Source organism: Pseudarthrobacter niigatensis (genome assembly GCF_030812615.1).
In the GTDB taxonomy this organism is placed as follows: Bacteria; Actinomycetota; Actinomycetes; order Actinomycetales; family Micrococcaceae; genus Arthrobacter; species Arthrobacter niigatensis.
Genome location: NZ_JAUSTB010000006.1, coordinates 231,963 through 243,474, shown reverse-complemented (window position 1 = coordinate 243,474; position 11,512 = coordinate 231,963). Strand labels below are relative to the sequence as shown.

Here is an 11,512-nt window from a genome sequence, read left to right as displayed (position 1 = left end):
CGGCCATTGTGTTGGTCATCTCTGACGCTAAGGGGACCCACTGACATTCCGGCCGGAAGACAACGGCTATGTGGATAAACCCGATGAAAAAATCATAGCCTTATCCGAACAGGTATTCGAAGAGTGGAGCTCCTGCGGCGTGTCCGCCGGCAGGATCCCCGCCCCGGCAGCGCCGTGCCCTCCGCTAGTCGCGGCGCGGGGCGATGTCGCGGCCCAGCCGCCGTTCCGACGGGACATCCTGGACGTCGCAGACCGCAAGCCAGACCCGGCGCGGCTCAACCCCGGCCGCCAGGGCCTGATCAGCGGTGCGCCCACCGACGCCGGCAAGGACCAGGGTGCTGCTCAGCACGCGGGAGTATCCCGCGCCGAACTCGTCATCCATCAGACGCCAGTACTCGCTGATTCGCATCGGTAAATCCTCTCATGATTGTGGACCCTAGAATTGTTGCCATGAGCAACTCCCCGGACCTCCCGCCGCGGCAGGACACAGGCAATGACGCCGCCGATGCCGCGCTGCAAAATGTTGAACACCAGATCAGCCTTTTTTGGCGGCGGGCGCGGGCCATCTCCAACCAGCTTTCGCGCGAGGTCCACCCGGACATGGAGCCAGCGGCGTACGGGCTGTTAACGATTATCCGCCGGGAAGGCCCCATCCGGCTGACTGAGCTGGCCATGAACATCGGTGTGGGCAAGCCGTCGGTCAGCCGGCAGATCGCGTTCCTGGAAAGCCTGGGCCTGGTGTCCAAGGAGGCGGACCCCCTGGACCGCCGGGCGCAGTCGATCCGGCTGACGCCCAAGGGCGAAGAGAAGATGCACCAGGTCCAGGACGCCAGGCGACAGGTCTTCCAGGAGCGGCTGCGCGAGTGGCCGGTGGAGGACCTTGAGGAATTGGCCCGCTGTATGGCCAGGTTGAACTCCACTTATGAGCGTGACGGATTCCCCAGGGAAGCCGCCGACGGGCCGGGCTCGCCGGAGCGGGCGCAGCAGGACTCATGACAGCAGGAAGCCCCCGGCATGGCCGGGGGCTTCCTGTTGTCCGGCGCCCACCCTGCGGTGGGGCTCCTTACCGGGCTCCGGAGAGGAGTCCCGTGGAGAGTTCGTCGTTCAGTTCAGTGTTGAGGTCGCGTTCCAGGTCACGGCCGTAACGCTGGGAGAATTCCTGCGGAACGGTGTCCGGAACGGCGACGCCTTCGGCTACTGCCACGCGGTCGCTGACCTCGCGGAGCATGCTTGACAGCGGAACATCCAGTGCCGAGCAGATCGAGGACAGGAGCTCTGACGATGCTTCCTTTTGGCCGCGCTCCACTTCGCTGAGGTATCCCAGGGAGACGCGGGCGCTGTGCGAAACTTCACGGAGCGTGCGCCCCTGACGCTGGCGGACATCGCGCAGGACATCACCGATTTCGTGACGAAGTACTACCATCTTGCGCTCCTTCTGTTCGCTCTTAGCCTGTTCGGCGAGGCCCACATCCTTCCAGCGGACAACGCCGTTTACGGATACGGGCTGCTTTACCATCTGTATCGCCTTGCTCCCTCATTGGTCAGGTCCGCCGCCGGCGAACCTGTCTTGGTCATTTCATCCTAGGCGCCTCCGCTCTTCGGAAGCGACACAATGTAATAACTAATCGGTAATGGCTTTTGTTCCCGGCAACTTTACGCGCGGTAACTTGGCGGCCTGCGCGGCTTAGCCGGCGAGGGCTTCGAGGAGTCTTTCGAGGGCGGCGGCGCAGGCGGCGGCGCGGATGTCCGGCCGGTTTCCGGTGAAGGAGTACTCGAAACCGGCGGTGCCTGCCGCTGTAGCGATGCCGATGTAGACCCGGCCCACGGGTTTGCCGTCGTGGGCCTCGGGACCGGCGACGCCGGTGGTGGAAAGCCCGACGTCGGCGCCCAGGACAGTGCGCGCCCCGGCGGCCATGGCCCGGGCGACGTCGGGATCGACGGAGCCGGCACGGGCCAGCAGGTCGGCGGGCACGTGCAGCACCGCCTCCTTCACCGAGTTTTGGTATGCCACCACCCCGCCCTGCAGCATGCCGGAGGCGCCCGGGGTGTCAGCCAGGACAGCGGACACCATGCCGGCCGTCAACGACTCCGCAGTGGCAACGGTCCGTCCGGAGTCAAGTGCCTGCCGGACGGCCTGTGCCGCCAGCCGGTGAAGGTTGCTCATGCCTGTTCCCGTCCCTCGGTTCCCGCCTGCCGCTTGCCCCTGGCGCGCAGGCGCAGGGCTTCAACCACGTACTCGACGCCGGTCCACAGCGTGATCGCCACCGCTGCCATCATGACGGCGAATGCCACCAAGGACATCCAGGGCGCGAATGCCCCGAGCGGCAGCAGGTACAGGAAGATTGCCGCGGTCTGGACAACGGTTTTGAGCTTGCCGCCGCGGGAGGCGGGGATGACTCCGTAGCGGATCACGAAGAACCTCAGGGCCGTAATGCCCCATTCACGGACCAGGATCACCACGGTTGCCCACCAGGGGAGCTCGCCCAGCAAGGACAGCATCACCAGCGCGGAGCCGATGAGCAGCTTGTCGGCAATGGGGTCGGCAATCTTGCCGAAGTCAGTGACCAGGTTCCGGCTCCTGGCGATGTCGCCGTCGAGCTTGTCCGTGTAGATGGCGACGGCGAACGCGGCCACCGCCGCCCAGCGCCACGGTCCGGAGGTGCTGTGCAGCCCGGGGGCGTCGGCCACGAGGAACCACACGAAGAACGGGACCAGCGCGATGCGGATCATGGTCAGGACATTGGGGAGGTTCCAGACCCCGGCACGGCCTTGGCCGGCGGCGGTTGCATCGGTGCTAGTCACGTTCCTAGGCTACCGGGCTAGCGTCCGGTGAGGGACCAGGCGTCCTCGGAGCCGTCGTCGTCGCCCGGGGCGGAATCCGATCCGTCGTAATATTCGACGTTCTGCTTCCGCTGGTCCAGGTCAGCGGCCACCAGGTCTTCGGCGTAGCCGCCCTGGGCGATGTTGGCGTTGGCGTTGTCACTGAGCGCGGCCGTCTGTGAATCGGCCACGGCCGGCGGCTCCTGGCCTTTCATCGCGGCGAGGACCGCGGCGAGGTCGTCCGGCTTGACCAGGACGTCCCGGGCCTTGGAACCCTCGGAAGGTCCCACCACTCCCCTGGACTCAAGGAGGTCCATGAGCCGGCCGGCCTTGGCGAAGCCGACCCGGAGCTTGCGCTGCAGCATGGAGGTGGAGCCGAACTGGGTGGTGACCACAAGCTCCGTGGCCTGCAGCAGCACTTCGAGGTCGTCCCCGATGTCGTCGTCGATCTGCTTCTTTTCCGCTTCGGGGGCGACGTCGTCCCGGTAGACAGCCTGCAGCTGCCCCTTGACGTGCTCCACCACTTTATGGATCTCGGATTCGGTGACCCAGGCGCCCTGGACACGCATCGCCTTGGACGCGCCCATGGGCAGGAAGAGGGCGTCGCCCTGGCCGATCAGCTTCTCGGCGCCGGGCTGGTCGAGGACCACGCGGGAGTCGGTGACGGAGGACGTGGCGAAGGCCATGCGCGAAGGCACGTTGGCCTTGATGAGGCCGGTGACCACGTCCACGGACGGGCGCTGGGTGGCCAGGACCAGGTGGATGCCTGCGGCGCGGGCCAGCTGGGTGATGCGGACGATCGAGTCTTCAACGTCGCGCGGCGCGACCATCATGAGGTCGGCGAGTTCGTCCACGATCACCAGCAGGTATGGGTAGGGCCGGATGACGCGCTTGGAGTCCACCGGCGGGTGGACCTTCCCGGCACGGACGGCCTTGTTGAAATCGTCGATGTGCTTGAAGCCGTAGTTGGCCAGGTCGTCGTAGCGGGCGTCCATTTCCCGCACCACCCACTGCAGCGCCTCGGCGGCCTTCTTGGGGTTGGTGATGATCGGCGTGATGAGGTGCGGCACGCCCTCGTACGCGGTCAGTTCCACGCGTTTGGGGTCCACCATGACCATGCGAACCTCATCCGGGGTGGCCCGCATCAGGATCGAGGTGATCATCGAGTTCACGAAGGACGACTTACCGGCACCGGTGGCACCAGCCACCAGGAGGTGGGGCATCTTGGCCAGGTTGGCCACCACATAGCCGCCCTCCACGTCCTTGCCCACGCCCATCACCATGGGGTGGTCCGTGCGGCGCGCGTTCTGGCTGCGGAGGACATCGCCCAGGGAGACCGTTTCACGGTCGGTGTTGGGGATCTCGATGCCGATGGCGGACTTACCGGGGATGGGGCTGAGGATCCGGACGTCGCTGGAGGCAACGGCGTACGAGATGTTCTTGGACAGGGCGGTGACGCGCTCCACCTTGGTGCCGGGCGAGAGCTCGATTTCGTACCGGGTGACGGTGGGGCCGCGGCTGAACCCGGTGACCGTGGCATCAACGTTGAACTGGGTCAGGGTGTCCGTGAGGGCGGCGACGACGGCGTCGTTGGCTTCCGTGCGCTCCTTCGGGATGGACCCGGGGGTCAGGAAGTCCGAGGCCGGCAGGGTGTAGGTCACGTCGCCGGCCAGCGAGAGCTGCTCGGTCCGCTGCGGGATGGGAACGGGCGGCGGCGCGGGCGCCACCGGGTTGGAGGGCACCGTGGGCGCGGCGGCAGGCTTGCCGGGAGCCGCGGCACCGGGGATAACCAGGGGGATGGCCTCGGTGGCGTTTTCCGGCGGGGCCGCCTGCGCACCGGCGCCCAGGCCCTGGGCGGCCTTGATCTTCTCGACGGCGATCTCCGCCTGGGTGGGCCGCCGCACTCCGGGAGCGGGCCGCGCCGGTTCGCCCTCGTCGTCGTCAATCACAGCGTGCTCGAAGGCTTCGTCGCCCACGTAACCCTCAAGGCCTGCCCCGGCCTCCTGGTCCTTCCCAAAGAACTTCCGCTTCTTCTTCCGGGGTGCGGGCGGCGCCGTCCGCTCGAGGTAGCTGCGGTCGTGGATGTCGGCGCGTTCCGGATCCATCAGGTCGATGCCCATGAGGTGCTCGTACGCTCCGCGGATGCGGCGCGGAATGGCGGTGAACGGGGTGGCCGTGATGATCAGCAGGGATACGAATGCGAGCAGGCCGTAGAGGGCCACGGGCACGGCGGGATGGATGGCGGCCAACGGCGTGGCGGCCAGGAAACCGAGCATGCCGCCCGCCCTGCGGAGCCCGTCGAAGCCGTCGGCCACCGTGGGCTGGCCGCCCAGGATGTGTGCCAGGCCGCAGCCGGCGAATGTCATGATCAGGAAGCCGATGCCCACCCTGTTGTTGCCCCGGCCATCGGAGGGCTGCCGGAACAGCCGGAAGGCGCAGACGAAGAGCATGAGCGGAAGCAGCAGGGAGATCCACCCGAACGTGCCGTTCACCACGGCGTAGACGGCGTCGGGGAACCAGCCTGTCAGGCCCCACCAGGCGAACGTGGCGATGAAGACGCCGAGCGCCAGGTTGAACAGGGCGGCTCCGTCGCGGCGGTCCTCGGCGGGGAGGTCGCTGACGTCGTGGCCGATGCGGCGCACTCCCCCGCCCACCAGGTGGCCCACGCCAAGCCATGCGCCGCCCACTACGCGCAGCAGCCACGGCTGGTGGTGTTCGACGGCGGGAAGCTGGCGGGTGCGTGCGGTGCTTGATGAGCCGCCACGCCCCGCCCTGCCGGCGGTGGAGCCGGTTCCGCGGCCTGTGGGGCTCCCGGATTTGCTGCCGGAGCTGCCCCTGCCGGTACCTTTGGGCGCGGAAGTAGTACGTGTGGCCATAGTAGTTACGCTACCGGAAGCATGCTGTGATTCCGGGGATATCGGGGCCGGGAGCATCCCCGCTCCCCGCTGTTAAAGGCCTCCGGCCCGCACTCCTGCCTGCGGCGGGGAGGGCGGGCCGGAGCCGGCGGGGTGGACCATCAGGCCTCGAGGACCACCGGGATGATCATGGGCTTGCGGCGCAGCTTGCGGTTGACCCAGGTGCCCACGACGCGGCGCACCACCTGCTGGAGCTGGTGGCTGGTGTGGTCCGCATTGTTCTGGACCGCTTCTTCCAGTGCCGCGTTGATCTTGGGGATGATGTCGTCGAAGACGGAGTCGTCTTCGGCAACGCCGCGGGCATGGATCTCGGGGCCGGACACCACCTTGCCGGTGGCGCGGTGGATCACCGTGATGATCGAGATGAAGCCTTCGTCGCCCAGGATCCTGCGGTCCTTGAGGTCGGCGTCCGTGATCTCCCCAACGCTGGAGCCGTCAACGTAGACGAAGCCCACCTCCACCTGGCCCACGATGTCTGCCTGGTGGTCGCGAAGGTCGATGACGGTGCCGTTGTCCGCGAGGATGACGCTGGCTTCGGGAACGCCGGACTCGATGGCGATTTTGCCGTTGGCGATCAGGTGGCGGGTTTCGCCGTGCACCGGCATCGCGTTGAGCGGCTCGAGGATGTTGTAGCAGTAGAGCAGTTCGCCGGCCGCGGCGTGGCCGGAGACGTGGACCTTGGCGTTGCCTTTGTGGATGACGTCGGCGCCAAGCTTGAGGAGGCCGTTGATGATCCGGAACACGGCGTTCTCGTTGCCCGGGATGAGGCTGGAGGCCAGGATGACGGTATCGCCGTCCCCCACCACCACCCGGTGGTCACCGTTTGCCATCCGGGACAGGGCCGCCATGGGCTCGCCCTGCGAACCGGTGGACATCAGGACCACCCGGTTGTCCGGCAGGTTGTCGATGTTCTTGATGTCGACGATCAGCCCGGCCGGGACGTCCAGGTAGCCCAGCTTTTCGGCAATGGCCATGTTGCGGACCATGGAGCGGCCCACGAAGGCCACCTTGCGGTTGTGCTTGGCGGCGGCGTCGAGGACCTGCTGCACGCGGTGCACGTGGGAGGAGAAGGACGCCACGATGATGCGCTTGGTGGCTTGGCCGAAGAGGCGCTCCAGGGTCGGCCCGATTTCCTTCTCGGCCGTGGTGAAGCCGGGGACGTCGGCGTTGGTGGAGTCGGACATGAAGAGGTCAACGCCCTCTTCGCCCAGCTTGGCGAAGTGGCGCAGGTCGGTGATGCGTCCGTCCAGCGGCAGCTGGTCCATCTTGAAGTCACCGGTGTGCAGGACAGTGCCGCCGGCGGTGCGGATAAAGACGGCGAGGGCATCCGGGATGGAGTGGTTCACGGCGACGAATTCGCATTCGAACGGCCCGAACTTCTCCACCTGGCCCTCTTCGACCGTCAGCGTGTAGGGACGGATGCGGTGCTCCTGCAGCTTTGCCTCGATCAGGGCAAGCGTCAGCTGGGAACCGACCAGGGGAATGTCGTTGCGCAGGCGCAGCAGGTACGGCACGGCACCGATGTGGTCCTCGTGGCCATGGGTGAGGATGACGGCCACGACGTCGTCCAGCCGGTCCTCGATGTAGGAGAAATCCGGCAGGATCAGGTCAACGCCGGGCTGGGTTTCCTCGGGGAAGAGGACACCGCAGTCCACGATCAGCAGCTTGCCGTCGATTTCGAACACGGCCATGTTCCGGCCGATCTCCCCGAGTCCGCCAAGCGGAACGATCCTGAGCGTGCCCTGGGGCAGGCGCGGAGGGGTGACAAGGCCGGTAAGGGCAGTTTGGGTCATAGTGCACTACTTTCCAGGCGGAAGGGTGCCGGTCTTAGCCTCAGGAGAAGACCAGCCCCGCTTCCGCCAAATCCCCGCGGATGGTTTCGATCTCGGTTTCGTCCGGCTCCACGAGGGGCAAACGGACAATCGAGTTGGGCAGGACTCCCTGCCATTTAAGAATCTGCTTGGCCGCCACGGCCCCCTGGACGCGGGTCATGGTGGCGCGGACGACGGGCTGCAGCTCGAAGTTGATCTTGCGGGCAGTCCCAAGGTCATTGGCGTTGACGGCGTCGATGAGCTCGCGGAAGCGGCGGGTGGCGACGTGGGTGGTGACCCCTACCAGGCCGACTGCGCCCAGCGCCATCCAGGGAAGGGTCAGCCCGTCATCGCCCGAGTAGAAGAGGAGGTCCGTTTCGGCCATGACGCGGGTGGCTGCGGTGAAGTCCGCCTTGGCGTCCTTGACGGCGACGATGTTGGGGTGCTGGGCCAGCCGGATCATGGTGTCGGGCTCAATCGGTATGGAGGAACGCCCGGGGATGTCGTAGAGCATGACGGGGACGTCCACTGCGGAGGCGATGGTCTCGAAGTGCGCGCGGACGCCGGCCTGGCTGGGCTTGTTGTAGTAAGGGGTCACCAGGAGGAGGCCGTCGACGCCGAGGGCGGCTGCCTGCTGGGAAAGGTGCACCGAGTGCGCGGTGTCGTTCGTGCCGGTACCGGCAATGATGGCTGCTCGGCCGCCCACGGCATCCTTGACGGCGCGGAACATGCCGAGGTTCTCTTCGTCTGTCAGCGTGGAGGTTTCGCCTGTGGTGCCGGTGACCACAAGGCCGTCGCAGCCGTCGTCAACCAGTTTGCTGGCCAGCGCTGCCGCCTGGTCGTAATCCACTGCGCCGTCCTTGGTGAACGGCGTGACCATGGCGGTCAGGAGGGTACCGAGGGCAGGGATGTGCGCGGAAGAGTCAGCCATGGAAAAAACGTTACCCTGTCCCCGGCTGGTTAGGACAATGCCACGGGCGTGACGAGCGTCAAATACCGCGCCGGTCCGGCCGCGGTGCGTCCGCTCCGGCATGGCAATAGCGGCCGACGGCGGTTTGGCGCAGGCCCTCTGCCCATGCCGCGAGACGCTGCGCCGCGCGCACATAGTGGAACAACTCCGTGGGCGTCAGCGCATCAAGGTCCGTTTCAGCAAGCCGCCGGGCCAGCTCCGCCCCTTCGGGCTGGGCAGTCAGGCTGATGCCCTCCCGTTCCCATGCCACGTCCTCCGCCGGCCGGCCGGAAACGAGCTGGCGGAACAGGTAATCCACCACTCCCGGACTCATCGCCCTCAGGGGCCCACCGCCGGAGCCGTTATCCACCGCTGACTGGGTGGCGGGGCCAATCCGGCGCGGCTTGCCGGCGGACTGCGGATTGTCCGCCGGCTGGTTCCCAGGACGCGCTGCCCCAGCCCGCCCAGGTCCGTGCTGCTGGCGCCCCTGCTCCCGGGGTGCGGGGATTCCTGCTGGTCTGATCTCCATGGCTGCCATGATATTCGAACATATATTCGAAAACAAGGATGTCCAGGTATCCTCTGGATGGTGCGTGGCTGCCCGGACGGTCCGGCCTTTCAGGGCCCGGGGCCGGTCCTGCCGTGCTGTGACAAGCTGCGCCGGCGGCGCATGTGAGACGATCTGGTCATGACGTCCCGATCCGCGGCCACCCGGTCCCGCAAGGCCACTGGAAGCCGGCAACCGGGGCGTCTTCGGGGCATCGACGCTGCGCGGGGCGTGGCCCTGCTGGGCATGATGGCCACCCACCTGCTGCCCACCTTCGAATCGGATGCAAACCTCACGCCGACCTGGATCGGCCTCACCTTCTCCGGCCGGGCTGCTGCCCTCTTCGCCGTGCTGGCGGGCGTGGGGCTCGCCCTGTCCACCGGGAAGAACACGCCGCTCGAGGGTGCCCAACTCTCCGCCGCCCGGCGCGGCGTGGCACTGCGCGCCCTGGTGGTTGCCGCCGTCGGACTTACCCTGGGCGGACTCGAAGTGAACGTGGCCATCATCCTGGTCCACTACGCCGTGCTGTTCCTGTGTATCCTGCCTTTCCTGGGGCTCGGGGTGAAGCCGCTGTGCGCGTGGGCCGCGGGATGGATCCTTGCGTCGCCGGTGCTGGCGTACCTCCTGCGGCCATGGCTGCTGGCCCCCGAACCCCCGCTGAACCTGGGCCACAACCCTGCCTGGGATGACCTGGCTACGCCAACACGGCTGCTCGCGGATGTCTTCTTTACCGGCTACTACCCCGTGTTCCAATGGCTGTCCTACCTGCTGGTGGGACTGGTGATAGGCCGCCTGGTGCTCCCCAAGGCAGTCACCCCGGTGCTGCTGCTGGTAAGCGGAACCGTGGTGGCCGTGGCGGCCAAGGCCCTGGGTACGGCGGCCATGGAAGACTGGGGCGGCCGTGCAGCGCTGGAGCAGGTCCTGAACGCTCCGGGGTACCCGTTGGGCAGCGTCCTGCAGGTCAACCTGACCGGCATCCAGCAGGAGGGTTCCTGGTGGTGGCTGGCGTCAGCGGCACCGCACTCGGGAACCCCGCTTGACCTGCTGCATACCTCGGCGGTGGCCGCTGCCGTCATCGGCGCCTGCCTGCTCCTGGAGCGCCTCGCGGAGTGGGTGGACCTGGACCTGCTGCTGCCGTTGCGCGGGGCCGGCGCCATGACGTTGACTCTCTACACCGTCCACGTCTGGGTTGTCTCCGGGTTTTACCTGAAGCCCCTTCCCGCCGGCTGGACCGAGGACGGGATGTTCTTCGCCCAGGCGGCCACCGCCGTCACGATCGGCATCGTTTTCGCCCGGCTGCGGTGGCGCGGCCCGCTGGAGTGGGCAGGCCATACGGCCTCGCTTGTGGGCCGCGGAGGCTTCAAGGCCCTTTCCTGACCCTCCCGCTGCCCAAAGCGCCGGCCGGAATGAAAGGACCCGCGCCCCCCGGGTGGGGGCGCGGGTCCGGTTCCGGCGCCGGGGCCGCCTGCTATTGCGGCGTCAGCGTGAAGGCGGCCGCCTTGTCGCCGAAGTCATCGTTGAGGACAACCTGGACCGGGCCCTTCTTCACATCGAACGCGATGACGCCCTGGCGGAGATCGCCGGTACCCACCTCATCGGTGGGCAGGGCGCCCATGCCGTCATCGAGGTAAACCAGTTCGCCCTCTTTGCCGTCAGCGTCGAAGACCGTGAAGTTCGAGGGGCTGGCGAAGCTGCTCCCGGTCAGCGTCTCCCAGGAGACCTTGACGGCCAGGAATCCGCCATTCTTGGGCTGCAGGTACGTCATGCCCGGAATTTCCGTGGTGTAGATGGAGTCGAGGACGCTGACCTTGACGGTATTTCCTTCCGAGACGGTGGCCACGAAGGAGTTCGCGCCGGCAGCCGATCCACTGGGTGGGGCGGATCCGGTGGACGGCGCCGGGGCGGCCTGTGAGGCCGACGGAACATCGGGCGCTCCTGGGATCGTCCGCTTCTCAAGGGCGGCGCCGGCCACTGCAAGGGACACGAGGGTCAGCAGGATAGCGGTGATGATACTCACCAGCCAGAGGATGCCGGTGATGATCCAGGCCTTCTTCTTGTTCTCCGGGTAGCCCTCCAGCGGGCGGCCTTCCTTGTCCCTGGTGTTCCCCGTCAAGGTCATGATCAGGTCCACGAGGGCCCAGATGCCCAGGCCACCGGCGGTCAAGAGCTTGGCGACACCCGAGCCGGTCTTGCCCAGGTAGAAGCGGTCCGCACCAAATGTTCCCAGCAGCAGGGACAGGATCCAGGTGGTGATGAAGGACTTTCCGGGGCCGCCGGAGTAGAAAGCGTTGCCGTGGGGCCCGGGCTGGTATTCCCCCTGCGGACCTGCAGGGAACTGCCCCTGGAAATTGGGCGGTCCGCCGTAGGTGGACGGTGCCGGCGGAATGGGTGGAGCGGCCGGTCCGTTGTGGGGCGGCTGCGGGAAATTTGGGTGGCTCATCGATGGTCCTTCTGGTCAAGGGTGCGGTGC

11 protein-coding genes are annotated in these 11,512 nt (G+C 67.1%); 2 read left to right on the top strand and 9 right to left on the bottom strand.

All coding sequences use genetic code 11. The features are described 5' to 3' along the window. Positions 1-184 precede the first annotated feature (184 nt). Entirely contained in the window at positions 185-409 is a 225-nt protein-coding gene (locus J2T23_RS11545; RefSeq protein WP_141160961.1) for a DUF3046 domain-containing protein, read from the bottom strand. Between the two features lie 41 nt (positions 410-450). Here J2T23_RS11545 and J2T23_RS11540 point away from each other — a divergent pair, with 41 nt between their 5' ends. Next, the gene (locus tag J2T23_RS11540) at positions 451-996 is read left to right on the top strand and encodes a MarR family winged helix-turn-helix transcriptional regulator (RefSeq protein WP_307360057.1); all 546 of its coding nucleotides are present in this window, start codon (positions 451-453) and stop codon (positions 994-996) included. Between the two features lie 67 nt (positions 997-1,063). Here the strand turns inward: J2T23_RS11540 and J2T23_RS11535 are convergent, their stop codons facing one another. The 7 genes from J2T23_RS11535 to J2T23_RS11505 form a co-directional block, all read right to left on the bottom strand. Then, on the bottom strand, positions 1,064-1,516 hold the full coding sequence (locus J2T23_RS11535; protein ID WP_018771597.1) for a helix-turn-helix domain-containing protein: 453 nt from the start codon (positions 1,514-1,516) through the stop codon (positions 1,064-1,066). 168 nt (positions 1,517-1,684) lie between these two features. Beyond that, positions 1,685-2,164: a CinA family protein gene (locus J2T23_RS11530; protein ID WP_141160963.1), complete on the bottom strand. Its 480-nt coding sequence runs from the start codon at positions 2,162-2,164 to the stop codon at positions 1,685-1,687. Then, complete coding sequence (gene pgsA / locus J2T23_RS11525) at positions 2,161-2,802, bottom strand: CDP-diacylglycerol--glycerol-3-phosphate 3-phosphatidyltransferase (protein WP_307360054.1); 642 nt, start codon at positions 2,800-2,802, stop codon at positions 2,161-2,163. Before pgsA ends, J2T23_RS11530 begins: the two co-directional genes overlap by 4 nt. A 17-nt stretch (positions 2,803-2,819) precedes the next feature. Further along, positions 2,820-5,696, bottom strand: a complete 2,877-nt coding sequence (locus J2T23_RS11520; RefSeq protein WP_307360052.1) for an FtsK/SpoIIIE family DNA translocase — start codon at positions 5,694-5,696, stop codon at positions 2,820-2,822. A 140-nt stretch (positions 5,697-5,836) separates the two neighbouring features. After that, on the bottom strand, positions 5,837-7,528 hold the full coding sequence (locus J2T23_RS11515) for a ribonuclease J (protein WP_141160966.1): 1,692 nt from the start codon (positions 7,526-7,528) through the stop codon (positions 5,837-5,839). 40 nt (positions 7,529-7,568) lie between these two features. Then, a complete protein-coding gene (dapA, locus tag J2T23_RS11510) occupies positions 7,569-8,477 on the bottom strand; it encodes a 4-hydroxy-tetrahydrodipicolinate synthase (RefSeq protein WP_141160967.1) in 909 nt (302 codons plus the stop codon). Positions 8,478-8,535: 58 nt separating this feature from the next. Further along, a complete protein-coding gene (locus J2T23_RS11505) occupies positions 8,536-9,024 on the bottom strand; it encodes a hypothetical protein (RefSeq protein ID WP_307360049.1) in 489 nt (162 codons plus the stop codon). 159 nt (positions 9,025-9,183) lie between these two features. Between J2T23_RS11505 and J2T23_RS11500 the strand changes: the two genes are divergently transcribed. Then, on the top strand, positions 9,184-10,419 hold the full coding sequence (locus J2T23_RS11500; RefSeq protein ID WP_307360044.1) for a heparan-alpha-glucosaminide N-acetyltransferase domain-containing protein: 1,236 nt from the start codon (positions 9,184-9,186) through the stop codon (positions 10,417-10,419). A gap of 91 nt (positions 10,420-10,510) precedes the next feature. Here the strand turns inward: J2T23_RS11500 and J2T23_RS11495 are convergent, their stop codons facing one another. Then, positions 10,511-11,482: a TM2 domain-containing protein gene (locus J2T23_RS11495; RefSeq protein ID WP_307360042.1), complete on the bottom strand. Its 972-nt coding sequence runs from the start codon at positions 11,480-11,482 to the stop codon at positions 10,511-10,513. Positions 11,483-11,512: the final 30 nt, after the last annotated feature.